Source organism: Cupriavidus phytohabitans (assembly GCF_017815025.1).
GTDB lineage: Bacteria > Pseudomonadota > Gammaproteobacteria > Burkholderiales > Burkholderiaceae > Cupriavidus.
Genome location: NZ_JAGIQB010000020.1, coordinates 89,749 through 114,226 on the forward strand (window position 1 = coordinate 89,749; position 24,478 = coordinate 114,226).

Genomic DNA, 24,478 nt, shown 5'->3' on the forward strand with positions numbered 1-24,478 from the left:
TGGGAAAGCTTGGGAGGAAGACTGCGGGTAAGGGCGGCGCTCAGGCCGCGGCCAGGTTCATGGTGACCATCGCCGGCGCGGGCATTGCCGCGGCGGGTTCGTCCGCATCCGTTGCGGCATCGTGCAGCAGCTCGTCGGCCTCGGTGCCGTACAGGTCGCGCAGCATGGCCGACGTCAGCGCCGCCGACGGGCCGTCATAGACCACCTTGCCGTGGCGCAGCGCCACCACGCGCGGGCAGTAGCGCATGGCCACGTCCACCTGGTGCAGCGATACCACCACCGCCACCTTGCGCGTGCGGTTGATCTGCGTGAGCAGCGACATCACGCGGCGCGACGATTCCGGGTCGAGCGAGGCGATCGGTTCGTCGGCCAGGATCACGCGCGCGTTCTGCACCAGCGTGCGCGCGATTGCCGCACGTTGTTGCTGGCCGCCCGACAGCGTCGACGCGCGCTGAAACGCATAGTCGTCTATACCAACCTGGGCGAGTGCATCGAGGCCGGCGCGCAGTTCATCGGCCTTGAAGATGCGGAACAGGCTGCGCCATTTCGGGATGCGCGCCAGCATGCCGACCAGCACATTGGTGATGACCGGCAGCCGGCCCACCAGGTTGAACTGCTGGAAGACGAAGCCGATCTCGCCGCGCACATGGCGCACGTTGCGGGCCAGGCGGCCATCGCGCTGCACCGGGCGGCCGTTGACGAGGATCTCGCCTGCATCGGCGGTGACAAAGCCGGCCATATGCCGCAGCAGCGTCGACTTGCCCGATCCCGAGGCACCCAGCAGGGCAACCATTTCGCCGGGGGCAACGCTCAGCGTGACCTCGTCAAGCGCCTTGCGGTCCGCGCGGAACGATTTGGAAAGCCCGCGGACTTCAATTGTTTGGGTCATGACGACTCCGTGGCTTGAATGACGTCACGGATTCTGGCGGGCGTATATGTCAGACAGATGAAGGCCGGGTGCGCCGTACTTCCGTGCTACAGGCCGCCAAGAGCGTTCACGGTGAACGCCAGGATCCCCATGTTGAACAGGAACGCAGCCATGCAGTGCGCCAGCGCCACCCTGCGCATATGCGCGCCGTGGATGGTGATGTCCGATGTCTGGAAAGTCATGCCCAGCGTGAAACTGAAATACAGGAAGTCCCAGTAGCTGGGTTCCCTCACGCCGGGCACCTCCAGCCCGCGCCGGTCGCCGGTGGGGGACTGCAGGTAGAAGAGGTGTGCATAGTGCAGCGTGAACACGGTATTGGCGAAGAGCCAGGACAGGATCAGCGTCGCGACGATCAGCGCGACGTCGAGCCAGTGCGGCGTCCCGGGGCGCGCGACCAGCGTGCCGATCGCTACCAGGATGACCATCGACAGCAGCACGGTGATGGCCAGCAATGCGGGCCGGTTGGCGTCGTTGAGCTCGGCGGTGCGCCGCATCGCGGCGGCATCGGCGCGCAACAGCGGCAGCGCGGCGCCAAGGAAGACCAGTGCGGCGATATCGAAGCCGATCAGCAGCGCGATGCGCAGCTGCGCGCCGAGCGCTGCCGCCGCGCCTGTCGCGACGATCAGGATCGCGGCGCACACCAGGAAGCGCGGCGGCGCGAGTCGTTTGCCGATGGCAACGGAGGGAGTCGTGTGCATGGCTGAGGCGGCTGTCTGTCATAGGTCCTGGCCGTCGGCGTTCCGTGGGCGCGGCGGTAAATCGCATACCGGCCAACCGGTCGGACATAGCCGCTGCGTCGGCATGTTGCGCTGCGACGCGCGAGCGCCGATGGGCAGGGCAATGTGAGGATAATGCACCGGCCCGCCATCCTGCATCTGGCATTGAACAGTCTCGGGTGACCGACTAAGATGAACACTCGCGGCGCAAACCGTAAGTGTCGCGATCCAATCTCAAGCACCCCCGGACAACAGGGTCTGCACCACCAGACCGGCCCTCGGAGGGCGCTAGCGCAGTCCCGTTGCAACACACTACCCATGTTTGCCGAGGAGACGCCTGTGCTGAGTCATCACGAATTTGCCACCCTGGTCCTTGTCAACGACAGCAGCGACCCGCCCGAGCTGGACCGGACCGATGTGGAAGCGCTGCTCGCGCACCAGCTGATTACGCTGGAACGGGTCGGCCCCAGCGTCAGCCGGCCGCAGGTCACGCTCCAGGGTTACCGTTTCCTCAAGGCACTCGGGCGCATCCGCGCGAAAGAGCCCCGCGCCTGCCAGTGACACCCTGACATGCGCGGCTTGCCGCCGCGGCATGCTTGCCAGTCCTTCGATGTCTGCCGGACATTCTGTTTTGCCATATGGCCCGTTCGGGAAATCCAAATAGCCAGCCGTAACCTTGTCCTGCAATCTGGCGGCCGATCGATAACAGACCGGCGCGCACACGTGCCGGCAGCATGGAGACGGCAACGATGGTGACGCAGGCAGTGCAGGGCAAGGGTTGGCAATGGATGGTGGGCGCGGCGCTGGGCCTGGCGCTCGCCAGTGGGGCGCTGGCTGCGGATGCCTATCCGTCAAAGCCGGTCACGCTGGTGGTGCCGTTCTCGGCAGGCGGACCCACCGATGTCGTGTCGCGCGCACTCGGGCAGGCGATGGCCAGGGAGCTGGGGCAGAGCGTGGTGGTGGAAAACCGCCTCGGCGCCGGCGGGACGGTCGCGGCGGCGTTCGTCGCGCGCGCGCAGCCCGATGGCTACACCATCCTGATCCACCACAACGGCATGGCCACGGCGCCGGCGCTGTACAAGAAGCTGTCGTACAGCCCGCTGAAGGATTTCGAATATGTCGGCCAGGTTGCCGATGTGCCGATGACGTTGCTCGGCCGCAAGGATCTGCCGCCCGGCAACGCGGCTGAACTGGTGAAGTACGTATCGCAGAACAAGGACAAGGTGTCGCTGGCCAATGCCGGCCTCGGCGCGGTGTCGCAGTTGTGCGGTCTCCTGTTCGAGGAAGCGGTGAACGTCAAGATGACCTCTGTCCCGTACCAGGGCACGGGGCCTGCGATGACGGCCCTGCTGGGCGGCCAGGTCGACCTGTTGTGCGACCAGACTACCTCCACGCTACCGCATATCAACGCCAACCGCGTCAAGCTGTATGGCGTGACCACGCCCAATCGCATCAAGGCGCTGCCCAATGCGCCGACGCTGCAGGAAGGCGGGATGAAGGGCTTTTCCATGAAGGTCTGGCATGGTGTCTACGCGCCCAAGGGCACGCCTCCGGCAGTGGTGGCGCGGCTGACCAAGGCATTGCAGCAGGCGCTGAAGGATCCGGTGGTAGCCAAGCGCCTCGATGACCTGGGCGCCGAGATTGTGCCCGCCGACAAGCAGACGCCGGAGGGGCTGAAGACCTGGCTCAAGGCCGAAAGCGACAAGTGGCAGCCGCTGCTGAAGACGATGAAGGTCGAGGCCGACTGATCCCGCGCGGCCGCGGCCAGCGCACGCAGGTAACCAGCATGCCGCACGGCGAAGGCCGTGCGGCATGTTTGCCTTGGCGGCCTGCTGGCGCACCGCCGCGAAGCACGCCAGCACGTCTGCCGAGATGCTGCAGGCGTATTAACATGGGAATGAGCGGATGTGCTGCTGACCGCGCTGATGACGTCCACGCCGCGATCTTCTGCGCGATGGGAGAAAAACATGGCAACTTACGAGTTCAAGGACAAGGATCTCCAGTTCCTGGCCCAGGGCGCTGACTCCTGTTTTGCGTCGCCTGACACGGCTTTCGTTGAATGCGCTGACGGCCATCCGGCGTTCACGGTGACATGGCCGGAGAGCGGATCGACGATGATGAGCCTCAAGGTGCAGATTCGGGAAAGCCAGTACGCCAGTTACCTGACGGATCCATTTAGGGGACGAGAAGTCCTGCGCAAGGCAGTCGAAGATCGTCTCGCGCTGATCCACACCGTGAAAAGCGGACTCCTGCTTGCTCCCGATATCTAGGGAGTACCCAACAAAAAAGCACCTTGCTCGGTGCTTCCAGCCATTTGGGGGCGTCCGAACCGGGTCAGCAACTCATGATCCGGCTCGGACCTGCAGGCATATGTCGCCTGCACGATCACGCTTCAACCAGTAAACCATCTGGGGAACATGATCATTTCGCTGACCTACCTCCGCTCTATGAAAGCGTGTCTCAGCCAGCACTTTGATTATAGGGCGGCCGACGAACAGGTCAACCTGAATCCGGCCGTGCCGCCCGCCGCGCGAGCCGCCTGAACCATCGATCCGCGCTACAGGGGCCACCTACAGGGACCACCTACAGGGGCCACCTACAGGGGCCACCTACAGGGACGCGATGAACTTGTCCCACGGCGTCGCTTGCAGCGTCTCGGTCGCGGCGTGGCCGTAGCCTCGGATGATCAACGCCGCACGCTCCAGTTGCTTCAGGTCGTCCGTCTCGACAATGTCCACCACGTCAAAGCGTCCGAGTGTCAGATAGCTGTCTTTCCAGGTGACGGCAGGGCATTCGGTCTTGATCTTCTCGGCCACCGTGGCGGCGAGTTTCTTCATGTCCTTGGGATCCGTGAACGCGTCAGGAGCGAGACGGCTGAGGATGACGTACGTAGTCATGGCATACCTCCGTGCGAGAAGTTGCACCGCAATCCCGCACGGCAGTCATGCGGGACCAACCGGCCGCGCGTTATGCAGAAGCGTAGTCGCGCGTCTGCCATCGCCGTTAGCCCGCGTCAACGTTGTCATGGACGTTGCATGGTTGCAAAGCGGCACCAGGCACGCGACGGACAGTCATTTAGTCTATGTCATCGTCGCTCGCCTGCTGCCGGGCCCCGTCAACCAGTTCGGTGCGGCCTGGCTTTGGCCAGCGATGTGCTTACGAATGCAGTTCCACCACGTCTCGATCGGCCACCGGATGATCGGCGCCCACCTGCTGTCCGCTGAACTTGCCGCTCCCCCAGATGCGAGCAAATTTGAACGTCCGCGCGAGATCCGGGTGCACCCGCAGGGCGACGTCCAGTACGGTGTCGCCGCGGCGCATCGTAAAAGGCCGACTCTGGTCGACCGGTTTCCCGGGTGCCTTGGTGTAGACACGCACGATGCTCAGGGCTCTGAAAAGAAACGGCCCGATCTCGGCCAGTCCTTGTCCGCGGGTTGCCGAGGTCGCGAGCGCCGGAAAATGTACGCCGAGGAGGTCTTCGAGCACCGCTGCATCCTCCGGGTTCGCGAGATCGGCCTTGTTGGCCAGCAACAGCGCAGGGAGGTGGACACTGAACAGGCCAGCCGCCGCCGATGCTGCAGGGCTGTCCGCCTGACCCGGCCAGCGCTCCAACAGGTTTATCCTTGCTTCGGCGAGTCGCCGGAGAATCAGTGCCAGCTGTTCAGTACAATCCGGCGCGCTCAGGTCGACCACGAGTAGTACGCCGTCTGTCACCCGCACTATGTCGGTGAGCCCGGGTTGCATGAATTCGGCTGAGACAGGTGGCAGATCCACCAGCTGAAATGCAATGTCCTCGAACGGCAACATGGCGGGAACCGGTAACTGGGTCGGGTGGGGATAGGCCCCGCCCTCGCTGCCCGATCCTGTCAGCCGCGCATGCAGGCTGGATTTTCCCGCACCGGACGGGCCGATCAGGCAGAGCTGGGCAGCGCCTTCGGGATGCACCGCATGTGACGGCCCCCTGTGGGCCGCCTTCCCGTGGGCCGCAGATTCCTGCGTCAGTTCCCTGATCCGCGACTTGATATCGGCCTGCAGACGCTCGGTTCCCTTGTGCTTGGGGATGACACGGAGCATCTCCTTCAGGCATTCGAGCTGCTCGCGCGGCTGGCGTGCCAGCCGATAGGCCTGTTCGGCCTGCTTGTACTCCGGAGTGAGGTTTGCTGGCATGGGCCGTCAGCGCTGCACGATGGGTTACGTTCCGATGTGCACGGGAATACGGCGCCGCCCGAAGTGATGCTCGAAATGCCCGAAACAGCCGGCAACCGGTTCAAAGCAGTCGGGGCAGGTTCCGGTGGGCGTGAGGCGATAGCTCTCGATCGCATGCCAGTCGCGCACGATCAACGGTGCACGGCAGGCGGGGCAATAGGTGGTTGCGCCTTCAGTGTCGTGGACATTGCCGGTGTACACGTAACGCAGCCCCTCGTCGATCGCGAGCCTGCGGGCGTGCGCCAGCGTGGAGAACGGCGTCGGCGGCACGTCGCGCATCTTGTAGTCGGGATGAAACCCCGTAAAGTGCAGCGGGATGTCGGTGCCAAGTTCCCTCGCGATCCACCGGGCCTCTGCGCGGATCTCCTCATCGCTGTCATTCTTGCCGGGAATGAGCAGGGTTGTGATCTCGAACCAGACTTTGGTTGCGTGCTTCAGGTACAGGAGCGTATCCAGCACTGGCTGCAGGTGTGCGCCGGTGAATGCCACATAGAACGCGTCGGTAAAGCCCTTCAGGTCGACGTTTGCCGCGTCCATCCGGCTATAGAAATCGCGCCGCGCCTGCTCGCCGATATACCCGGCGGTTACTGCCACCGCAAGGATGCCCAGTTCGCGGCAGGCATCGGCAACGTCCATTGCGTACTCGGCGAAAATCACCGGGTCGTTATAGGTGAAAGCCACGCTCTTGCAGTGGTGGGTCGCAGCCGCTTCGGCAATGGCTTCGGGCATGGCTGCCACGGCCAGTGTTTCCATTTCACGTGACTTGCTGATGTCCCAGTTCTGGCAGAACTTGCAGGCCAGGTTGCAGCCTGCCGTGCCGAACGACAGCACGGCGCTGCCCGGGTAGAAGTGGTTGAGCGGCTTCTTTTCGATCGGGTCGATGCAGAATCCGGATGAGCGGCCATAGGCGGTCAGCAGCATCCGCCCGCCAAGCCGCTGACGCACGAAGCAGGCCCCGCGCTGCTCCTCATGCAGGCGGCAGTGGCGCGGACACAGGTCGCACTGCATGCGGCCGTCGTCCAGGAAATGCCAGTAGCGGCCGGGATATGTTCCCGGAGAGGGCGTTTCGATTGCCGTCATGGCCTATCCCTCCTGAGGCGCGATTCCAGGCAAGTAACGCGCGCACGCGCAGCAACCTCGCCATCGTGCCAACACCTGGAAGCGGACAAGGCGATTCATTCGCCAAAGGGCAGTTTCATTCTAGGCCGCAGTGCGCGTGCCTACCCGCTAGCGGGTCCGGCAGTGGCGGCGACGTACCTGGTTTCCAGCCCCACCATTCGCTCGGCGCGCAAGGCGGCCCGCCGCCCGCGCACGGTGTTGACCCCGCACAGCAGCACCAGCCCGACGACGAAGTAGCTGCCCGTAACCAGCAGCGCCTGGCGGTGATCGCCACCCGTCAGCCAGCTTGCCATGCCATAGGTCAGCGGCCCGGCGATCGAGGCCAGCTTGACCGCAAGCCCCCAGAGCCCAAAGAACTCGGCCGCGCGCGAGGGCGGGGCCAGCAGTCCGACCATGGCCCGTCCGGCGGACTGGGCGGCGCCCAGGCACAGGCCGGCCACATTGGCGGCGAGCCAGAACAGCGGCGCTTCGCGCGCGGCATACGCCAGCAGGATGGTCAGGATCCAGCCCAGCAGCGTCAGGGCAATGGCGCGCACGTGGCCGATGCGGTCCTGCACAGGCCCGAACAGGAAGGCGCCGGCCGCTGCCGTCAGGTTGACCACCAGTACCAGCGTCAGGGTCTGCTGCATGGTGAAGCCCATGGCCTGGTTGGCGTAGATGGCGGTCAGCGTGATCACTGCCTGGATGCCGGCCTGGTAGAACACGGTGCACAGCAGGAAGCGGCGCAGGTCGCGAAACTGGCGCAGCTGGCCGAGGCGTTGCCAGACTCTGGCCCAGGCCGTGCCGATGGCCTGTTCGCCAGCCGGCGCGGCCGCCGCAGCGACCTGCGGCACGCCACGGTCGCGCAGCAGCAGGAAGGTCGGCAGGCTCGCCAGGGCAAAGATGGCGGCCGTGATCAGCATGGTGACGGGCACGAACTGGCTGGCGGCGTCGCCGCGCGCGCTGGCCCAGTTGACATAGAGCAGGCATGCGCCCAGCGTGACCAGGCCCCCGATATAGCCAAGGCTCCAGCCCCAGCCGGACACCCTGCCCAGGGCGCGGGCGGTGGAGAGCGACGGCAGGAAGGCGGCGATCAGGTTTTCGCCGCTGCCGAAGAACAGGTTGGACAGGACCACGCACGAAATAGCCAGGACAAGTGTTCCGGGCTGCGCGAAATAGAGCAGCCCGGTGAATACCACGCAACCTGCGGTCGTCACGGCAAGCAGTGTTTTCTTGGCGGCGCGCAGGTCAGCGTAGGCGCCGACGAAGGGCGCGGTGAGCACCACCAGCGCATAGGAGAGGGAAAGCGCCCCGGTCCAGGCCAGCGTGGCCCACGGGGCATTGCCGGCCACGACGGCGACGAAATAGGCATTGAACAACGCGGTGATGACCACCGTGGTATAGCCCGAGTTGGCAAAGTCGTACATGGCCCATGCCCAAACTTCGCGCGGCCGTACGTCGGCGCCCAGCATTGCGGGCACGCGCGGCGCGTGCGCCTGGCCACGCGATTCGGACACGGTCATGTTCCTTCCTCCACGAGGCGGCGCCGCTTCAGCCGGAGCACGACGCCATAGACGGCCAGCGCGGCGATCACGTGCTTGAGCGTGTGCCCGCTAACCAGTCCCGTCAGCGCAGCGATCTGGTGGTCCAGTACATCGCAAACCAGGGCCAGCACATAGCAGCCGGTGATGGCCAGCACATCCCGGTCGCCAGTGTAGCGCGGTGCATAGAGGCAGAGCAGCAGCGGCACCACCACGATGGCGCAGGCCTGGATCAGCAGGTAGGGGCGCAGGTCGCCGCTGCCGCGGGCTTCGCTCCATGCCCAGTAGCCGACGCTGGCCGGCCCCACGATCAGCAGCAGCGGCAGCAGCCGCAAGCCGGCCTTCAGGCTGGCGCGCTCGCACACGTTGGCGCCCAGCCAGGCCATCAGCGCGAGCGCCAGCGGAGCCCGGTCCCACACCAGCCGCTGGTTGTCCGGTGCCAGGTGGTAATAGGCCGAGCCCAGGCCCACGAGGAAGACCGCGAGAAAAAGCACCCGGTAGGGCCAGGCCTCGGCCGGTGCGATAAACGCACGACTGCCGGTGGAGGTGGCCAGATAGCGCAGGCCAGCCGCGCCCGCGAGCAGGAACAGCAGGTTCGAGCCGATGTCGAGGCAGTGGGGCATGCCGAAGCAGACATAAGGATCGGCAAAACGATGATATTGCGGCGGCTGCGCGATGCGCGGCAGCAGCCAGGCCCCGGTGGCCATGACGGCCACCAGCAACCAGACCGCGGCAACCCTGGCGGCAGGGCGGGCTTGCCGGCAGGCGCGCATTCTTAGTGCAGCAGGTAGAGAGTCTGCGGCCCCTCGGCATAGAGCGCCATGGCCATCTTCAGGATCTCATTGCGATGCCGGTCAAAGGAGGCCAGCATCCCAGCTTCGTCAGAGCCGAGTGCGGCGTCGAAATTCATCAGTACGCGGTCGTCCACAAGGAAGGAGATTTCGCGTGCGTTGTCATAACCCCAGAACCACACGCCATGCCTGGACTCATCATAGCTGCGGCTGGGGTTGGGGAAGCTTAGTGCCATGTTGTCGTCCTGCGCTCTACGCCCTTGACCGGACCGGGCTGCTACGCTCACTACCTGCGCGGAGCGTTCGGCTAGTGCGTATTCCCTTTCATGCTCTCGGCTTCCATCGCGGCATGCAATTCCTCAAACGCCTCGATTGGCTCCATGTCCTGGTCGACGAACGCGGCCGCGCGCTCTGCGGCGGCCACTGCGTCGCGCGGGATGTCGCTCCGGCTGTCGTCCTCGGTTCTCGGCGGCAGCAGCATGTCCTCAAGCATCCCGCGCAGCTCAGGGGTATTCCATGGCTTGCCCAGCCTGGCCTTCCTCTTCAGGTAGTGACGAATTTCCGCGTCTTGCTCGGCAGTGAGCGGAAGCCCGCGAAAAGTGGGGTCCGTGTTGTAATGGATCATGATGCGCCTCCCGAAGCGGTCTGCGCTTTCAATGTGGAGATATCAAATCAATTCCTTTTGGTGAACATTACAAGTTGCGTGTCATCACTGTGCCGCGTATCCGCGGCCAACTGATTTACGTCTTCTTCTTGGCGACGCCTTCGTTCCCAACCCTCGAATGGACCGTGCTGAACGGGGTTGCCGGCACTGCCGGCTTCTTGGGCTGCTTGGGCTTTTTCGGTTCGCGAGTGCTGCGTAGTTGACTCTTGGCCATGGAGTGCTCCTGGTGCGTTGCTTGCCAAGGTGGCAGTTCCAGCATACGCGCTTAGATGCATTAACAACATGACTTTCATGCCTGTCCGCATGAAAGCGGCACTCGGCGATTGATCACTGCCCGACCACGGCCCGGATTTCACAAAGCGCCACATCGTCTGTCGTGGCGATATCGCGGATGCCTGAGGGCTGCTCTGTTCACGGCGGGTCAGGGCCACCTCTGCCGAGCATGTGACATTGCGCTCAGTCCGCGCACCGTTGAATGAGCCGCGTAATGGCCGGCAGGATGGATTGCCGGAATCCCTGGCCGGCGAACGTCCCGTAGTGACCCACGCCGTCAACGACCAGGTGTTCTTTCCTGTCGGCGGAAAGTCCTGCGCAGAGCGCGTGGGCCGCTTCGGTCTGGCCGCGGCCGGTGATGTCATCCTCGCCGCCTTCGATCGTCAGCAGTGAAACATTGGTGATGGCTTCGGGGTGGACACGGCGCTGGCCGACTTCCATGCAGCCGCGGCACAGGTGATGCTCCAGGAAAACCTTCTGGATGGTTTCCAGGTAGTACTCGGCCGGCACGTCGAGCACGGCGTTGTACTCGTCATAGAACTGGCGATGCCGGGCGGCCTCGTGCTGCCTGCCGTCGACGAGGTGGCGGTAATAGTCAAGATGCGCGCCGGCGTGGCGTGCGACGTTCATCGAGACGAAGCCAGCAAGCTGCAGGAAGCCCGGATAGACCCGTCGTCCGCGTCCGGGGTAACTGTCGGGTACCCGTTCGATGACATTCGATTCGAACCAAGGCAGCGAATATTTCTGCGCGAACTGGTCGACCGCCGTCGGGCTGACGCGGGTGTCGATCGGCGCGGCGATAAGCGTCATGGAGCGGGGCTGGGCGTGCTCGTCGTCCTCGGCCATCTGGGCGACCGCGCAGAGCAGCGGGACCCCCGGCTGGCATACCGCCACGACATGCGTGCCGGCGCCGAGGTATCGGATGAATGTCTTGAGGTAGTCGACGTAGCCGCCAAGGTCAAAGCCGCCGGCGTCGAGCGGGACCATGCGCGCATCGGTCCAGTCGGTGATGTAGACATCATGCCCGGGCAGCAATGCTTCGACCGTCGGGCGCAGCAGCGTGGCGTAGTGGCCAGAGAGCGGCGCCACCAGCAGCACGCGGGGACCGGGGCATGGCATGTCCTTCCTGAAATGCAGCAGCCGGCAGAAGGGCGCCTCGATCAGCACGGTTTCGGTGACGGCCACCCGGTGCCCGCACGCGATGATCTCGCCGATGCCGAAGCCGGGCTTCCCATAGGACTTGGTCAGCCGGGTGAACAAATCAAGCGCGGCGCCGGCCTCGCGCATCCCTGGCAGCCAGGCGATGGACTCGCCCCAGAAATCGATGGCACGCTGACCCGCTTCGATCATGGCCCCGAACGGTCCGACCGAATGCAGCGTGAGTTCACGCAGAGCATAGAGCGCCATGGCATTCCCCGCCTTTTGAAATAATGGTTGCTGCGTTGTTCCGAGGCCGGGACCGCAACCCGGACAGGCCTCTTGTTGGTGCTTGTTGGCGCGATCGCTTCAGCGCACGAGGTGCGCCGGACAGCGGCAGGACCGACTTCGCTCAAGGTGGATGGGCGGACGGCAGGCTTGTAACGGGGGTCGGCCGGAGGGAGGCGGACCGTGCTGCGCCGGCAGGTGCTGCGCACGGCCGAGATGGCGTCGATGTCGAATTGCCTGAGCGCCGGTAGCGTGCGTCTTGCCGGCACGGCCGTTCCGGCTGCTGTGGCCGGATGCCAGCGTACGGCTCAGGCCGCACGTGAATCGATTGGAATGCTGCATGACGTCCCCACTACTCAGGGCTACCGGCATCGCATCGCGATGCCAGCGGAACCACGTGCATCCAAGTTACGTGATTTACATTCAGTAACACATTCGATCAAACCCTACTGCAACGCCTTGCATACCTGTTTAGCGATTAAAGTGACTGGAGCAGCATCGTGTATCGCAGTCATCGGTTAAAGGCCACCTGTCAAGTGATGTTTGATTTCCAGCGCGCCGCCGCAGCTGGCGCTGGCCGCGGTGCAATTTGTAAATCTTTGCAAACAGAGCCAGGGATGACGGCGACAGCCAGGGCGCCACGCCGCCGCCGCGCGCCGGCGCGACCCATCTTTCCGGCGACGGCAAGACCACCATCCTGGGAGTGCAGAACGAGCGCGAATGGGAGGCCTTCTGCCGTGTGGTGCTGGATCTCTACATCCGGTACACCAGCCCCACCCAGACGCTGCGCGGCGCCCCTGGCGCCACGAACAACGCCGTCGCGGCATCGCCGGGCGCCACGTGCGGCTGCACCAGGCTGCCGCCGGGAAACACGTTGTTCGCCACTTGCCCGTAGGTCTCGTAGCGCCGGTCGAACAGGTTGGCCACGCGCGCATAGACCTCGAAGCGCTTGTTCACCTTGTACGCGGCGCGCAGGTTGACGGTGGCGTAGCCGGGCACGTGCCAATCGGCGGTTTTGGGCGGCTGGCCCGGCTGCGGATCGCTGCGCAGGCCGTCCTCGTTGCCACTGGCGATGCTGCCGGACACGGCGACCAGGTCGGCGCCGAGCGTCAGCCCGGCCAGCGCCTGCCAGTCGGCGCCGAGCTTGAGCGTGTGGCGCGGCAGGCCGGCCATGCGCATGCCGGGCTGGACCTCGATGGTGCGCTCGCCAACCGCCAGCTGGCCGGCCGCCTGGTAGGTGGCCTGCAGGTAGCTGTAGGCCAGCCGCAGCGTGACGTCGCCAACCCGCTGGCGCGCGCTCAGGTCGAGCCCCTGGTTGCGGGTGCGGTCGAAGTTGGCGAAATAGCCAAGCCGGGTGTTGGGCGCGCGCAGGAACAGGATGTCGTCGTGGTTGTCGATGCGGTAGAGCGTGGCGGTGAACTCGGTGTCCTTGCCGGGGCGCCAGCGCACGCCGGCTTCATAGGCGTGCGAGACCACCTGCTTCAGGTAGGGGTCGGCCTGCAGTCCGGCCGGCAGGCGGCACGGGCGCGTGGGGTCGGCGCAGCCGAGCTCGAGCACGGTGGGCACGCGGTTGTTCTGCGCGTAGCCGCCGAATACCGTGACGCCGCCGCCCAGCTTCTGCGCCAGCCCCAGCGCGGGATTGAGGCGGCGGTAGGTGAAGGATTCGCGCGGCTGCTCGCTGCCGTCGCTGTTGCGCAGCGTATTGCTGACGGTCGCCAGATTCCATCTCGCCGACGCCGTCAGGAAGGTGCTAGCCGTCAGCGACCAGGTGTCGGACAGGTAGGCGCCGAAGGTGCGCGCGTTGCCGCTGACCCCGGAGAACAGCGCATTCGGCTCGGCCGGGTCGGCCACGGCGCCGCGGTCGGCGGTGAACGTGCCGGGCTGCTCGAACTGCGAATAGGTCAGCCGGCTGCGGTCCAGGCTGACGCCGGCGTTGAGCACGTGGCGATCGGTCTCCCTGGCGAGGCTGAGCGCCATGCCGACGGTCTGCTGGCGCATATGGGTGGTGTTGACCACGGCGGGATGCAGCGCCGCCCCTTCGGCGCGGGTCAGCCCGCAGTCGCCGCCGCGCGGGCTGCCGTCGTCATTGAAGCCGTCTTCGCAGTCTTCGGCATAGGCCTCGTATCCGGGGTTGACGTCGCCGTTGGTGGTGTCGCGGCGGCTGTTGCGCACATAGGCGAGTGCGGCCGCGCTGGTCTTGTCGTCGAACCAGTGGCGGCCGTTGACGGCGACCTGGGTCACCTGGTTGCGGGTCTGGTCCGGGTGGGTATACACGGCGCGGCGGTTCGACTGGTAAATGTCGGGCAACGTCGCGCTGCCGTCGGCCCGGTAGGACGGCACCAGCCCGTTGCCGGTCAGCGTGCTGCGGCCGTGCAGCAGCGAGACATTGACGCTGTTGGCCTCGCCCTCATAGCCGGCCTTGGCGAAGACGTTGCCGAGCCGCCCCGACGAATGGTCGCGCCAGCCGTGCTCCTGGAACAGGGTGCCGGCGGCGAAGGCGTGCCAGCCACCTTCGCTGCGCACGCCGGCCGACAGGTCTGCGCGCTTGCGGCTGCCGCTGCCATAGGACAGGTCGCCGCTGACGCCCGGCGAGTCCAGCCCGGAGCGGGTGGTCATCGCCAGCGCGCCGCCCAGGCTGTTCAGGCCATAGGCCGGGTTGGCGCTGGAGACCAGCGATACGCTGGCGAGCGCGGCCTCCGGGATCATGTCCCAGCTGATCACGTCGCCAAACGGCTCGTTGATGCGGATGCCGTCGAGATAGACCGAGAGCCCCTGCGGCACGCCCGGGATCGATGAGGCGCGGAAGCCCCGGTAGGTGATGTCGCTCTGGAACGGGCTGCCCTGGATGTCGTTGACGTTGACGCCGGCCAGGTTGCGGGCCAGGTAGTCGGCCAGGTTGCCGGCGCGGCTGCCGTCCAGCTCATCGCCGCGCACGGTCTGCACGGTGTAGGGCACCAGGTCGCTGGCGACGCCGATACCCGGCAGCGGCGCCGCGGCGACTACCAGCACTTCGGGCAGGACCGTGCTGTCCTGTTTTTGAGCAGCGGTGTCCAGTTGTGCAACAGCGGGCCGCTGCACCAGCATCGCCGCGGCCATGGCGATGGACGTGGCAACCCGGCGGCGGCGGGCCGCGGCATGGCGGAAAGCCTGCTCTTGCGGGGCAGGGAACGGGCTGGCTGGCATCTTGCATCTCCTCGGGCATACGCGGGGCCGCCTGCATCGGGCGGCACCTGAAATCGAACTGGCTGAGGAAGGAGCAGGTTCCGTACCTCGGGCATCGGGAAGAACTCCCGGCCTTGGCCGGAACCCCGACCACCAACGCAGACCACATCCCCCCAGGAGCATGGCTTTGGCTGACATCACCGCTACCCAGGCGCCGCTGGCGCTGCGCTGCGAGGCCGTGCGCAAGGCGTTCGGCGCCCGCGTGGCGCTGGACGGGGTCTCGCTCGCGGTGCGGCGCGGCGAGTTCGTGGCGCTGCTCGGTCCCAACGGGGCGGGCAAGACCACGCTGTTCCAGATCCTCAGCGGCCTGTTCGTCGCCGATGCCGGACGCGTGACGGTGCTGGGTAGCGATATGCGGCGCGATCCGGTGCGCGCGCTGGCGCGCCTCGGCATCGTGTTCCAGCAGCCCGCCATCGATCTCGACCTGCCGGTGCTGGCCAACCTGCGCTTCCATGCGGACCTGCACGGGCTGCCGCGCCGCGTCGCCGCTCAGCGCATCGTCCGGCTGCTCGATGCGTTTGGCCTGGGCGCGCGGGCGCGCGCCCCGGTGCGCGAGCTGTCCGGCGGCAACCGGCGCAAGGTGGAGCTGGCGCGCGCGCTGCTGCACGAGCCGGCACTGCTGCTGCTGGATGAGCCTACCGTGGGGCTCGATCCGGCTTCGCGGGCGCAGATGGTCAGCGATGTCAGGCGGCTGACCGCGCAGGCGCAGGCCGGTGTGCTGTGGGCCACGCACCTGGTGCAGGAGGTGGAGCATGCCGACCGCGTGATCGTGCTGGACCGCGGCACCGTGCGCTTCGACGGCACGCCGGCGGCGCTGCGCGGCGTGGCAGGGCGCGGCGATCTCGAGAGCGCTTTCCTGGCCATGACGCGGGCTCCTGCCGCTTCTGCCAGCAACACCGAAAGGAGCATGCCAGCATGAACGAGATGCCATCGCCAAAGTGGTTTGCCATCACGCTGCTGCTGGTGACGGCACTACTGGTGGGCGCCGGACTGGCCGAAGCGGCGCGCGTGGCCAGCGGCCACGTATTCGTGTCGAGCGAGAAGGATGATGCAATCGCCGCCTTCGATGCGCGCAGCCGGCAACTGCTGGCTGTGTGGCGCCAGTGCAAGCGGCCGCGCCACCTGCAGCTCTCGCCCGATCGCGCGCGCCTGTATGTGGCATGCAGCGATGATCACCGCGTCGACGTGGTCGACGTGGCCAGCCGCAAGACGCTGGCTTCGCTGCCGGTGGGCGACGACCCGGAGCTGTTCGACCTGAGCCGGGACGGCCGCATGCTTTATGTCTCGAACGAAGAGGATGGCCTGCTGTCGGCCTACGACACCGCTTCGGGCAAGCGCGTGTTCGCCGTCAAGGTGGGCGAGGAGCCGGAGGGCGTCAAGGTCAGCGCGGATGGCAGGCGGGTATACGTGACCTCGGAGGTGGCCAACCTGGTCCATGTGATCGACGTGGCCACGCGCAAGGTGGTCGGCAATATCCAGGTCGGCAACCGGCCGCGCCGGCTGCTGCTGTTGCGCGACGGCAAGGAGCTGTGGGTCTCGAACGAGCTGTCCGCCAGCGTCAGCGTGATCCATACCGATACGCTGGAGGTGGCCCATACCATCCACTTCGCGCCGCGGGGCTTCCGCGCCGGGGATGTGACCCCGGTGGGGATGGCGGCCAGCAGCGACGGCACGCGTGCCTATGTCGGGCTAGGGCGCGCCAACCACGTGGCGGCGGTGGACGTGGCGTCGCGCCGGGTGCTGGACTATGTGCTGGTGGGCCGGCGTGCATGGGGGCTGGCGCTGAGCCGCGACAACGCCAGGCTCTATGTCGCCAACGGCCTGTCAGACGACGTCAGCGTGGTGGATACCGCCAGCAGCAAGGCGACGGCAACCCTCAAGGCGGGCCGGGTGCCGCACTCGGTGGCGATCGATGACTGAACGCCTGCGTTGCTGCCTGTCGCTGGTTGCCGCGCTGGGCCTGCTTGCGAGTGTGGCTGACGCTGCCGCTGCCGCCGAGGTGCGTATCGCATTGGTGTCGCTGGCTGGCGACCTGCGCCATGAGGCCCGCCGCCTTGCGCAGCGCTACCCGGGGCAGCCGCAAGGGCGCGCCCTCGACGGCGCGCAGGTGGCGGCAGCGGAGGCACGCTTCGCGCTGGAGGCAGCGGGCCAGTCGCTCAGGCTCGATGCGCAGGAAGCGCGCAACGAAGCGGAAGTCGGGCCGATGGTTGCGGCACTGGCGCGGCAGGGCACGCGCTTTATCCTGCTTGACCTGCCAGCCGCGGCAATCAGGCAGGCGACGGCCGCCGTCAAGCCGGGCGAGGCCCTGCTGTTCAACGTCTCGGCCGATGACGACGGCCTGCGCGGCGCCGCCTGTTCGCCCGTGCTGCTGCACACGCTGCCCAGCCTGCGCATGCGTGCCGACGCACTGATGCAATACCTGGCGCTGCGCAAGTGGCGCCGCGCGCTGCTGCTGAGCGGCCCGTCGACGGGCGACGCGGCGCAGCGCGACGCGCTGGTCCAATCCGCGCGGCGCTTCGGCATCGCGTGGTCGGCGCAACGGACGTTCAGGCTGTCCAACGATCCGCGCGAACGCGACCAGGCCAACCTGAACCTGCTGTCCAGCGGCACCGACCATGACGTGGTGGTGGTCGCCGATGCCGACGGCGAATTCGCCCGCGGCGTGCCCTATGCCACGCAGCTGCCGCGCCCCGTGGTGGGCGCCAGCGGCCTGGGCGCGCAGGCCTGGCACTGGGCCTGGGAGCGCAATGGTGGCCCGCAGCTCAACCGGCGCTTCACGCGCGCGGCGGGGCGCCCGATGACGGGCTACGACTGGGCCGCGTGGGTGGCCGTCAAGGCGATTGCGGAAAGCGTCGCAAGGCAGCCGAAGGCCGGTTTTGCCGCGCAGGCACAGGCGCTGGTCACCGGCAAGGTGGTGGTGGACGGCTTCAAGGGCCCGCCGCTGTCGTTCCGGCGCTGGGACCGCCAGTTGCGCCAGCCGGTCATGCTGGCTCACCCGGACGGCGTCGTTGCCGTGGCGCCGGTGGAAGGCGTGCTGCACCCGAAGAACAACCTCGATACCCTGGGCGCGGACGAGGCCGACACCCCGTGCCGCGCCCCGTCCTCGTAAGGAACCCATGGCCACCGTGCCGATCCATCGCTGGCGCGCGCTGCGCGCCGTCTGCGGGCGCGAGCTGCGCAAGTACCTGCGCCAGCCCGGGCGCCTGCTGTCGTCGCTCGCGCGGCCGCTGCTGTGGCTGCTGGTGTTCGCGGCCGGCTTCCAGAACGCGCTCGGTGTCGCGATCGCGCCGCCGTATGAGACCTACATCGAATACAAGGTGTACGTCGCGCCCGGCCTGCTCGGCATGATCGCGCTGTTCAACGGCATGCAGTCGTCGCTGGCAATGGTGTACGACCGCGAGATGGGCGTGATGCGCCTGCTGCTGACCGCGCCGTTGCCGCGTGGCTGGCTGCTCGGCTGCAAGCTGGCCGCCGGCATGGTGCTGTCGCTGCTGCAGATGGCCGCGTTCCTGCTGGTGGCGATGGCCTTCGGCATCCGCTTCGAGCCGTTGCACCTGCTGGCCGCGAGCGGCGCCATGGCGCTGGCGGCGCTGATGCTGGGGGCGCTGGGACTGTTGTTGTCGGTCCATGTGCGCCAGCTTGAGAACTTCGCCGGCACGATGAACTTCGTGATCTTTCCGATGTTCTTCGTCAGCTCGGCGCTGTATCCGCTGTGGAAGCTGCAGGAATCGGGCGCGGAGATCGTCTATCAGCTCGCGCGCTTCAACCCCTTCACGCATGCGGTCGAGGCCATCCGCTTCGCGCTGTACGGGCAGGCGGCCCCGATGAGCCTGGCGGTGGTGGCAGGCTGTGCGGCGGTGTTCTTCGCGCTGGCGCTGCACGGCTATGACCCGCAGCGTGGCATGGCCCGCCGGGGGCAGGCTTGAACCAGGCCGCGACCCGCATGGATGGCTGTTCAGATCTGGAGCAGATGCAACGCAGTGTTGCGTGCTGACACGGCTGCCAGCGCGCAATGCGGCCGCGTCCTGACGTCGCACGCGGCAATCCTATTGGCATGGGAATTGCCAAGTGCGTGTCTGGTGCGTGTCTGGTGTATGGCGCGTTGGCGCACCGGTGGGAAACCAAAACAATAGAGGAGAAGACAATGAGGACGTTACGAGCAGTGATGGCGGTCGCGGCAATCGCGGCTGCCGCGGCCAGCGTGGCCGCGCAGGCGGCGGTGACCGATGCCATGATCGAGAACGACGCAAAGACCCCCGGGGACGTGCTGTCGTGGGGCATGGGCCCGCAAGGGCAGCGCTATTCCGCGCTGACGCGCATCAATACGAAGAACATCGGCAACCTCGTGCCGGCGTGGTCGTTCTCGTTCGGCGGCGAGAAGCAGCGCGGCCAGGAGGCGCAGCCGCTGGTCCACGACGGCAAGATGTTCGTGACGGCATCGTATTCGCGCATCTACGCGCTCGACCTGAAGACCGGTGCCAAGCTGTGGAAGTACGAGCACCGCCTGCCCGAAGGCATCATGCCATGCTGCGACGTGGTGAACCGCGGCGCGGCGCTCTACGACAACCTGGTCATCTTCGGCACGCTGGATGCGCAGCTGGTGGCGCTGGACCAGAAGACCGGCAAGGTGGTGTGGAAGGAGAAGCTGGAGGACTACGCCGCCGGCTACTCGTACACGGCTGCGCCGCTGATCGTCAAGGGCATGGTGCTGACCGGCATCTCGGGCGGCGAATTCGGCGTGGTCGGCCGCGTCGATGCGCGCGATGCCAGGACCGGGCAACTGGTGTGGTCGCGCCCGGTGGTGGAAGGCCACATGGGCTACAAGTACGACAAGGACGGCAACAAGACCGAGATCGGCGTGACCGGCGCCGAGAACGCCAGCTGGCCTGGCGAGACCTGGAAGACCGGCGGCGCCGCCACCTGGCTGGGCGGCACCTATGATCCGGCCACCGGGCTGGTGTACTTCGGCACGGGCAACCCGGGGCCGTGGAACAGCCATATCCGCAAGGGCGACAATCTCTACTCCGCGTCGACGGTGGCGATCGATCCGGCCACCGGCAAGATCGTCTGGCACTACCAGAACACCCCGAACGACGGCTGGGATTTCGATGGGGTCAACGAGTTTGTGACCTTCGACCTCGACGGCAAGCGCATGGGCGGCAAGGCCGACCGCAATGGCTTCTTCTACGTCAACGACGCGCGCAGCGGCAAGCTGGTCAATGCCTTTCCCTTCGTTAAAAAGATCACCTGGGCCAGCGGCATCGACCTGAAGACCGGGCGGCCCAACTTCATCAGCGAAGGCCGTCCCGGCGACCCGGCCGCCGGCACCGACCCCAAGAAGGGCAAGTCGGTGTTCGCCGCGCCCGGCTTCCTCGGCGGCAAGAACCAGCAACCGATGGCCTACAGCCCGCAGACCGGCCTGTTTTATGTGCCGGCCAACGAGTGGGGCATGGATATCTGGAACGAGCCGGTCAGCTACAAGAAGGGCGCGGCGTTCCTGGGCGCGGGTTTCACCATCCAGCCGCTGAACGAGGACTACATCGGCGCGCTGCGCGCGATCGATCCCAAGACCGGCAAGATCGTCTGGGAGGCGAAGAACGGCGCGCCGCTGTGGGGCGGTGTGATGACCACGGCCGGCGGCCTGGTGTTCTGGGGCACGCCGGAGGGCTATCTGAAGGCAGCCGACGCCCGCACCGGCAAGGAGCTGTGGAAGTTCCAGACCGGCAGTGGCGTGGTAGCGCCGCCGGTCACCTGGGAAGACAACGGCGAGCAGTACGTGGCGGTGGTGTCGGGCTGGGGCGGCGCGGTGCCGCTGTGGGGCGGGGAAGTCGCCAAGCGGGTGAATTTCCTGGAGCAGGGCGGATCGGTGTGGGTGTTCAAGCTGCACAAGAGCTGAACCCGGGCCGGTCGATGGGCGGGCACGCTGGCATCCTGATGCCAGCGTGCCGCAAAAACCAGATAGCGAGACAAGGTATGAAGAAGGAATGGATGGCGCTGGCGGCGGCGGTGCTGCTGCCTGGTGCGGCGCAGGCGGGCACGGCGGCCGATATGCAGGCACTGGCTGACAAGAACGGCTGCTTCGCCTGCCACGGCATGCAGTCGAAACTGGTGGGGCCGGGCTTCGCCGAGGTGGCGGCCAAATACAAGGGAGATAGCCAGGCAGCCGGTCGGCTGGCCAAGAAGATCCGCGAAGGCGGCAAGGGGGCGTGGGGGCCGGTGCCGATGCCGGCGCATGGGAACCTTGGCGAGGCGGATGCGAAGCAGCTCGCGGAGTGGGTCTTGAGTGCAGGGTAGGAACGCGGCAGGAACGCGCAAGAAACGCGAGAACAGCGGCGCCCGGGAGCCCGGCTGGCGTGAGCCAGGCCGGGCTTTCTTACTTGCGCCCAGCGCTCAGGCGCAGCGAGTTGCCATCGCTGCGAAACACCATCGGCTGGACTTCTTCGCGCGCCTGCAGGGCTGCAAGCCGGCCCTGCAGCACGATCTCGCTGACCTTGCCGTGGTCGGCGGAGCGCTCGCAGACCGGGTCCGTTGCGGCGGGGTCGCCGGTCAGCAGGAAGGCCTGGCAGTGGCAGCCGCCGTAGTCCTCCTCCCGGTGGTCGCAGGACCGACACGGGTCCTGCATCCATGCCGTGCCGCGAAAGCGGCGGAATGCCTCGCTGTCGCGCCAGATCTCGCGCAACCCTTGCGTTGTCACATTCGGCAGCGCCAGCCCCGGCAGCATGCGCGCCGCGTGGCACGGCAGCGCAGTCCCGTCGGGCGCCACGCCAAGGAAGGTCGTGCCCCAGCCATTCATGCACTTCTTGGGTCGGGCCTCGAAGTAGTCGGGCACCACGAACAGGATCTGGGACCGCTTGCCGATGCGCGCCCGGTACTCCCTGACCACGGCCTCGGCCTCCAGCAACTGCTCGCGCGTGGGCAGCAGCGCAAGCCGGTTCTCCCACGCCCAGCCGTAGTACTGGGTATTGGCCAGCTCCAGGTACTCCGCCCCCATCTGCAGCGCCATCTCGATGATGGTGCCGACATGCGGCAGGTTATGCCGGTGCAGCACGCAGTTCATCACCATCGGGTAGCCGTGCGCCTTGATCATCCGGGCCACGCGCTGCTTCAGGTCGAAAGTGCGGGTGCTGGACAGGAAGTCGTTGAGCTCGCGCGTGGAGTCCTGGAAGGACAGCTGGATATGGTCCAGCCCCGCGTCGCGCAATGCCGCGAGCCTGGCGTCGGTCAGCCCCACGCCGGAGGTGACGAGGTTGGTATAGAAGCCGAGGCCATGCGCATGCCGCACCAATTGTTCCAGGTCCTTGCGCAGCAGCGGCTCGCCGCCGGACAGGCCGAGCTGCACGGCGCCCAGCGCGCGTGCCTGGCTGAATACGTCGCACCACTGCGCGGTGTCGAGCTCGGCCGTGTGGCGGGCATAGTCCACCGGGTTCGAGCAAAAGGCGCAGTGCAGCGGACAGCGGTAGGTCAGCTCGGCCAGCAGCCACAGCGGCGGGCCGGGCTGGCCGGGCGGGGGGGCAGCGACGGCGTCAGACCAGCCAGCCGCGTTCGGTCGCATGTTTGACAAAGGCATGTACCTCCGGAGCGATGCCCTGCACGCCGAATGCGGCCTGCAGGTCGTCGATCAGCATGTCGAGCGTATGGCCGCCGTCGCAGCGCTGCAGGATCGCGGCGGCGCTGTCGTTGAGCGTGACCATGCCTTCCGGGTAGAGCAGCACCCAGCTCCGCTGGGCCTCTTCCCATTGCAGGCGGAAGGTCCGGTGCAGCAGCGGGCGGGCAAGATCTGTCGGGTCGGCTGTCATGGCTGGTCGTGCTGGATGGCGTCGAGCATCGACCAGAGAACGTCGAGCTTGAACTGCAGGATGTCGAGCGCGCGCTGCTGCTGTTCCGGGGTGCGGAAGTAATCCAGCGTCACGCGCAGGCCATGGTCGACGTCGCGCTGCGCCAGCGGGATGCGCGAACGGAAGTAGTCCAGCCCGGCGGCCTCGATCCATGGGTAGTGGGTGGGCCAGCCGGCCAGGCGTTCCTTGTGGATCTCCGGTGCGAACATCTCGGTCAGCGACGAGCACACCGCTTCCTGCCACGGCGCGCGGCGTCCGAAGTTGACATAGGCGTCGACGGCGAAGCGCACGCCCGGCAGCACGTGCCGATGGTCGAGCAGCGTCTCGCGCTCCAGCCCCACGGCCTGGCCCAGCCGCAGCCAGGCTTCGATTCCGCCGGGCACGATGTCGGTGCCGTCATGGTCAAGGATGCGCACGACCCACTGCCGGCGCGTGTCGCGGTCGGGGCAGTTGGACAGGATCGCTGCATCCTTCAGCGGGATATTCGTCTGGTAGTAAAAGCGGTTCGCCACCCACGCGCGGATCTGCGCGGGCGAACACTGCCCCGCGGCCATGCGCCGGTTGAACGGATGGTGGATGTGGTAGCCGCTTTCCTTGGCGCGCAGGCGGGCCTCGAACTCTGCCGGGCTCCATGCAATGGGGTGTGTCATAGCGCGATTTCCATGCCGTCGCAGGCCAGCTCGATGCCATGCCGCGCCAGTTCGGCGCGTTCGGGCGAGTCTTCCAGCAGTACGGGGTTGGTATTGTTGATGTGGATAAGGATCTTGCGGGCGGCCGGCAGCCGGTCGAGGATCTCGATCATGCCGCCGCGGCCTGACAGCGGCAGGTGGCCCATGTCGGCAGCGGCCTTGGCGGAGAAGCCCAGAGCCTGCATCTCGTCCTCGCGCCAGAAGGTGCCGTCGACCAGCACCACGTCGGCGTTGCGCAGTTCCGCGAAGACGCGGTCGTCGACGCTGCCGAGGCCGGGCGCATAGAAAGCGCGGCGCCCGCTGCGGCAGTCCTCGATGCGCAGGCCGATGTTGTCGCCGACGCGTGGGGCGTTGCGGCTGGGGGAGTAGGGCGGCGCCTTGCTTTGCAGCGGCACGGCCGTGAGCCGGATGTGCTCCAGCGGCGGCACGGTGAACGGCGTGCCGTCACACGGCAGGGTGTGCGTCTGCAAGCCGCAGTAGTGCGACAGCATGCGGGTCAGCGGAAAGGCTGTGCCCAGGTCGTCGAGCACCGCCGCGGTCGCGTAGAGCGGCAAGGGCTGGCGGTGCTCGCGCAGCATCAGCAGGCCGGTGACGTGGTCGATCTGCGCGTCCATCAGCAGCACCGCCGCGATGGCGCTGTCGCGCGGCGCGCGCGCCGGCTGCAGCGCGGGCGCCTGGCGCAGCTGCTGCAGGATGTCGGGCGAGGCGTTGACCAGGACCGCATCCGGCCCGTCGCCGGAGAGCGCGATCGACGACTGCGTGCGCGGCGTGGCCCGCACGGTGCCGCGGCGCACGCCGTCGCAGTTGTGGCAGTTGCAGTTCCACTGCGGGAAGCCGCCGCCGGCGGCCGACCCCAGTACCCGGATGGTTGTCATGGCGCGAGCGCTTTGTCGTGGGGCATGGCGTCACGGAGCAGGCGCATGGCCCGGCAATGCGGGCGTTGCGCCTGTCCCGGCGCGATCAGCGGTTGGCGATATACATCGTGATCTCAAAGCCCAGCCGCAGCTCGGTGTAGGCAGGCGTGGTCCAGGTCATGTCTCTCTCTCCTCGTATGGGATGGTTAGTGAATATCGTCGTGGCGCGGCAGGCG

General features: G+C 66.8%; 26 protein-coding genes. 9 read left to right on the forward strand and 17 right to left on the reverse strand.

The genetic code is table 11. The features are described from left to right. Positions 1–40: 40 nt before the first annotated feature. Together phnC and J8I34_RS16015 are read right to left on the reverse strand one after the other, a co-directional pair. Positions 41–889, reverse strand: coding sequence for a phosphonate ABC transporter ATP-binding protein (phnC, locus tag J8I34_RS16010; protein WP_209806428.1), 849 nt, complete (start codon positions 887–889; stop codon positions 41–43). A gap of 86 nt (positions 890–975) precedes the next feature. Further along, positions 976–1,626: a DUF1345 domain-containing protein gene (locus J8I34_RS16015; RefSeq protein ID WP_209777334.1), complete on the reverse strand. Its 651-nt coding sequence runs from the start codon at positions 1,624–1,626 to the stop codon at positions 976–978. Between the two features lie 357 nt (positions 1,627–1,983). Here J8I34_RS16015 and J8I34_RS16020 point away from each other — a divergent pair, with 357 nt between their 5' ends. From J8I34_RS16020 to J8I34_RS16030, 3 genes are all read left to right on the forward strand, one after another. Further along, positions 1,984–2,205, forward strand: a complete 222-nt coding sequence (locus J8I34_RS16020; protein WP_029049301.1) for a hypothetical protein — start codon at positions 1,984–1,986, stop codon at positions 2,203–2,205. Positions 2,206–2,432: 227 nt separating this feature from the next. After that, positions 2,433–3,392 carry a tripartite tricarboxylate transporter substrate-binding protein gene (locus J8I34_RS16025; protein ID WP_209777373.1) on the forward strand — a complete coding sequence of 320 codons (960 nt, stop codon included), beginning with the start codon at positions 2,433–2,435 and terminating at the stop codon, positions 3,390–3,392. A gap of 219 nt (positions 3,393–3,611) precedes the next feature. Then, positions 3,612–3,914, forward strand: coding sequence for a hypothetical protein (locus J8I34_RS16030; protein ID WP_209777337.1), 303 nt, complete (start codon positions 3,612–3,614; stop codon positions 3,912–3,914). Between the two features lie 339 nt (positions 3,915–4,253). Here the strand turns inward: J8I34_RS16030 and J8I34_RS16035 are convergent, their stop codons facing one another. The 10 genes from J8I34_RS16035 to J8I34_RS16080 all read right to left on the reverse strand — a co-directional run bounded on the left by J8I34_RS16035 (position 4,254) and on the right by J8I34_RS16080 (position 14,825). Continuing rightward, entirely contained in the window at positions 4,254–4,541 is a 288-nt protein-coding gene (locus J8I34_RS16035) for a GYD domain-containing protein (protein WP_029049304.1), read from the reverse strand. A 259-nt stretch (positions 4,542–4,800) separates the two neighbouring features. Beyond that, complete coding sequence (locus J8I34_RS16040; RefSeq protein WP_029049305.1) at positions 4,801–5,811, reverse strand: TGS domain-containing protein; 1,011 nt, start codon at positions 5,809–5,811, stop codon at positions 4,801–4,803. Between the two features lie 24 nt (positions 5,812–5,835). Beyond that, a complete protein-coding gene (gene amrS / locus J8I34_RS16045) occupies positions 5,836–6,930 on the reverse strand; it encodes an AmmeMemoRadiSam system radical SAM enzyme (RefSeq protein ID WP_209806429.1) in 1,095 nt (364 codons plus the stop codon). Positions 6,931–7,070: 140 nt separating this feature from the next. Then, positions 7,071–8,471, reverse strand: a complete 1,401-nt coding sequence (locus J8I34_RS16050) for an MFS transporter (protein WP_029049307.1) — start codon at positions 8,469–8,471, stop codon at positions 7,071–7,073. Then, entirely contained in the window at positions 8,468–9,196 is a 729-nt protein-coding gene (locus J8I34_RS16055; RefSeq protein ID WP_232232501.1) for a hypothetical protein, read from the reverse strand. Before J8I34_RS16055 ends, J8I34_RS16050 begins: the two co-directional genes overlap by 4 nt. A gap of 68 nt (positions 9,197–9,264) precedes the next feature. Next, positions 9,265–9,516 (reverse strand): DUF1488 family protein, encoded by a 252-nt coding sequence (locus J8I34_RS16060; RefSeq protein ID WP_029049309.1) that lies wholly within the window; start codon positions 9,514–9,516, stop codon positions 9,265–9,267. A 71-nt stretch (positions 9,517–9,587) separates the two neighbouring features. Beyond that, positions 9,588–9,905, reverse strand: a complete 318-nt coding sequence (locus tag J8I34_RS16065; protein WP_029049310.1) for a hypothetical protein — start codon at positions 9,903–9,905, stop codon at positions 9,588–9,590. A gap of 115 nt (positions 9,906–10,020) precedes the next feature. Then, positions 10,021–10,158 carry a hypothetical protein gene (locus J8I34_RS16070; RefSeq protein WP_209806430.1) on the reverse strand — a complete coding sequence of 46 codons (138 nt, stop codon included), beginning with the start codon at positions 10,156–10,158 and terminating at the stop codon, positions 10,021–10,023. 242 nt (positions 10,159–10,400) lie between these two features. Beyond that, a complete protein-coding gene (locus tag J8I34_RS16075; RefSeq protein ID WP_029049311.1) occupies positions 10,401–11,624 on the reverse strand; it encodes a polyhydroxyalkanoate depolymerase in 1,224 nt (407 codons plus the stop codon). 771 nt (positions 11,625–12,395) lie between these two features. Continuing rightward, positions 12,396–14,825, reverse strand: a complete 2,430-nt coding sequence (locus J8I34_RS16080; RefSeq protein WP_029049312.1) for a TonB-dependent receptor — start codon at positions 14,823–14,825, stop codon at positions 12,396–12,398. A 160-nt stretch (positions 14,826–14,985) separates the two neighbouring features. On the opposite strand from J8I34_RS16080, the gene J8I34_RS16085 reads away from it, so the two are divergent. The 6 genes from J8I34_RS16085 (at position 14,986) to J8I34_RS16110 (ending at position 21,158) form a co-directional block, all read left to right on the forward strand. Beyond that, on the forward strand, positions 14,986–15,783 hold the full coding sequence (locus J8I34_RS16085; RefSeq protein WP_209806431.1) for an ABC transporter ATP-binding protein: 798 nt from the start codon (positions 14,986–14,988) through the stop codon (positions 15,781–15,783). Next, positions 15,780–16,784 (forward strand): PQQ-dependent catabolism-associated beta-propeller protein, encoded by a 1,005-nt coding sequence (locus J8I34_RS16090; protein WP_209777346.1) that lies wholly within the window; start codon positions 15,780–15,782, stop codon positions 16,782–16,784. The genes J8I34_RS16085 and J8I34_RS16090 overlap by 4 nt, the downstream gene beginning before the upstream one ends. Continuing rightward, positions 16,777–17,973, forward strand: a complete 1,197-nt coding sequence (locus tag J8I34_RS16095) for an ABC transporter substrate-binding protein (protein WP_209806432.1) — start codon at positions 16,777–16,779, stop codon at positions 17,971–17,973. The genes J8I34_RS16090 and J8I34_RS16095 overlap by 8 nt, the downstream gene beginning before the upstream one ends. 7 nt (positions 17,974–17,980) lie before the next feature. Then, positions 17,981–18,790, forward strand: coding sequence for an ABC transporter permease (locus J8I34_RS16100; protein ID WP_209777351.1), 810 nt, complete (start codon positions 17,981–17,983; stop codon positions 18,788–18,790). A 218-nt stretch (positions 18,791–19,008) separates the two neighbouring features. After that, on the forward strand, positions 19,009–20,760 hold the full coding sequence (locus J8I34_RS16105; protein WP_209806433.1) for a PQQ-dependent methanol/ethanol family dehydrogenase: 1,752 nt from the start codon (positions 19,009–19,011) through the stop codon (positions 20,758–20,760). A 77-nt stretch (positions 20,761–20,837) separates the two neighbouring features. Then, positions 20,838–21,158, forward strand: coding sequence for a c-type cytochrome (locus J8I34_RS16110; RefSeq protein ID WP_209777356.1), 321 nt, complete (start codon positions 20,838–20,840; stop codon positions 21,156–21,158). 79 nt (positions 21,159–21,237) lie between these two features. Here J8I34_RS16110 and pqqE read toward each other — a convergent pair whose 3' ends face one another. The 5 genes from pqqE to pqqA form a co-directional block, all read right to left on the reverse strand. Next, positions 21,238–22,416: a pyrroloquinoline quinone biosynthesis protein PqqE gene (gene pqqE / locus J8I34_RS16115; protein ID WP_209806439.1), complete on the reverse strand. Its 1,179-nt coding sequence runs from the start codon at positions 22,414–22,416 to the stop codon at positions 21,238–21,240. Further along, a complete protein-coding gene (pqqD, locus tag J8I34_RS16120) occupies positions 22,388–22,660 on the reverse strand; it encodes a pyrroloquinoline quinone biosynthesis peptide chaperone PqqD (protein ID WP_029049319.1) in 273 nt (90 codons plus the stop codon). The genes pqqE and pqqD overlap by 29 nt, the downstream gene beginning before the upstream one ends. Further along, entirely contained in the window at positions 22,657–23,349 is a 693-nt protein-coding gene (gene pqqC, locus J8I34_RS16125; protein ID WP_029049320.1) for a pyrroloquinoline-quinone synthase PqqC, read from the reverse strand. The genes pqqD and pqqC overlap by 4 nt, the downstream gene beginning before the upstream one ends. After that, a complete protein-coding gene (gene pqqB, locus J8I34_RS16130) occupies positions 23,346–24,263 on the reverse strand; it encodes a pyrroloquinoline quinone biosynthesis protein PqqB (protein WP_029049321.1) in 918 nt (305 codons plus the stop codon). The genes pqqC and pqqB overlap by 4 nt, the downstream gene beginning before the upstream one ends. A gap of 85 nt (positions 24,264–24,348) precedes the next feature. Then, positions 24,349–24,423, reverse strand: a complete 75-nt coding sequence (gene pqqA / locus J8I34_RS35395; protein ID WP_012355514.1) for a pyrroloquinoline quinone precursor peptide PqqA — start codon at positions 24,421–24,423, stop codon at positions 24,349–24,351. Positions 24,424–24,478 lie beyond the last annotated feature (55 nt).

What these genes read in the sequence shown, in the direction of transcription:
- J8I34_RS16055 (WP_232232501.1), bottom strand. Translation starts at nt 9,196, where the DNA reads ATGGCCACCGGGGCCTGGCTGCTGCCGCGCATCGCGCAGCCGCCGCAA.
- J8I34_RS16085 (WP_209806431.1), top strand. Translation starts at nt 14,986, where the DNA reads ATGGCTTTGGCTGACATCACCGCTACCCAGGCGCCGCTGGCGCTGCGC.
- J8I34_RS16100 (WP_209777351.1), top strand. Translation starts at nt 17,981, where the DNA reads ATGGCCACCGTGCCGATCCATCGCTGGCGCGCGCTGCGCGCCGTCTGC.
- J8I34_RS16025 (WP_209777373.1), top strand. Translation starts at nt 2,433, where the DNA reads ATGGTGGGCGCGGCGCTGGGCCTGGCGCTCGCCAGTGGGGCGCTGGCT.
- J8I34_RS16110 (WP_209777356.1), top strand. Translation starts at nt 20,838, where the DNA reads ATGAAGAAGGAATGGATGGCGCTGGCGGCGGCGGTGCTGCTGCCTGGT.
- J8I34_RS16060 (WP_029049309.1), bottom strand. Translation starts at nt 9,516, where the DNA reads ATGGCACTAAGCTTCCCCAACCCCAGCCGCAGCTATGATGAGTCCAGG.
- J8I34_RS16105 (WP_209806433.1), top strand. Translation starts at nt 19,009, where the DNA reads ATGAGGACGTTACGAGCAGTGATGGCGGTCGCGGCAATCGCGGCTGCC.
- pqqC (WP_029049320.1), bottom strand. Translation starts at nt 23,349, where the DNA reads ATGACACACCCCATTGCATGGAGCCCGGCAGAGTTCGAGGCCCGCCTG.
- J8I34_RS16070 (WP_209806430.1), bottom strand. Translation starts at nt 10,158, where the DNA reads ATGGCCAAGAGTCAACTACGCAGCACTCGCGAACCGAAAAAGCCCAAG.
- pqqE (WP_209806439.1), bottom strand. Translation starts at nt 22,416, where the DNA reads ATGCGACCGAACGCGGCTGGCTGGTCTGACGCCGTCGCTGCCCCCCCG.
- J8I34_RS16080 (WP_029049312.1), bottom strand. Translation starts at nt 14,825, where the DNA reads ATGCCAGCCAGCCCGTTCCCTGCCCCGCAAGAGCAGGCTTTCCGCCAT.
- phnC (WP_209806428.1), bottom strand. Translation starts at nt 889, where the DNA reads ATGACCCAAACAATTGAAGTCCGCGGGCTTTCCAAATCGTTCCGCGCG.
- J8I34_RS16030 (WP_209777337.1), top strand. Translation starts at nt 3,612, where the DNA reads ATGGCAACTTACGAGTTCAAGGACAAGGATCTCCAGTTCCTGGCCCAG.
- pqqB (WP_029049321.1), bottom strand. Translation starts at nt 24,263, where the DNA reads ATGACAACCATCCGGGTACTGGGGTCGGCCGCCGGCGGCGGCTTCCCG.
- J8I34_RS16015 (WP_209777334.1), bottom strand. Translation starts at nt 1,626, where the DNA reads ATGCACACGACTCCCTCCGTTGCCATCGGCAAACGACTCGCGCCGCCG.
- J8I34_RS16095 (WP_209806432.1), top strand. Translation starts at nt 16,777, where the DNA reads ATGACTGAACGCCTGCGTTGCTGCCTGTCGCTGGTTGCCGCGCTGGGC.
- J8I34_RS16090 (WP_209777346.1), top strand. Translation starts at nt 15,780, where the DNA reads ATGAACGAGATGCCATCGCCAAAGTGGTTTGCCATCACGCTGCTGCTG.
- J8I34_RS16065 (WP_029049310.1), bottom strand. Translation starts at nt 9,905, where the DNA reads ATGATCCATTACAACACGGACCCCACTTTTCGCGGGCTTCCGCTCACT.
- J8I34_RS16050 (WP_029049307.1), bottom strand. Translation starts at nt 8,471, where the DNA reads ATGACCGTGTCCGAATCGCGTGGCCAGGCGCACGCGCCGCGCGTGCCC.
- J8I34_RS16075 (WP_029049311.1), bottom strand. Translation starts at nt 11,624, where the DNA reads ATGGCGCTCTATGCTCTGCGTGAACTCACGCTGCATTCGGTCGGACCG.
- amrS (WP_209806429.1), bottom strand. Translation starts at nt 6,930, where the DNA reads ATGACGGCAATCGAAACGCCCTCTCCGGGAACATATCCCGGCCGCTAC.
- J8I34_RS16035 (WP_029049304.1), bottom strand. Translation starts at nt 4,541, where the DNA reads ATGACTACGTACGTCATCCTCAGCCGTCTCGCTCCTGACGCGTTCACG.
- pqqD (WP_029049319.1), bottom strand. Translation starts at nt 22,660, where the DNA reads ATGACAGCCGACCCGACAGATCTTGCCCGCCCGCTGCTGCACCGGACC.
- J8I34_RS16040 (WP_029049305.1), bottom strand. Translation starts at nt 5,811, where the DNA reads ATGCCAGCAAACCTCACTCCGGAGTACAAGCAGGCCGAACAGGCCTAT.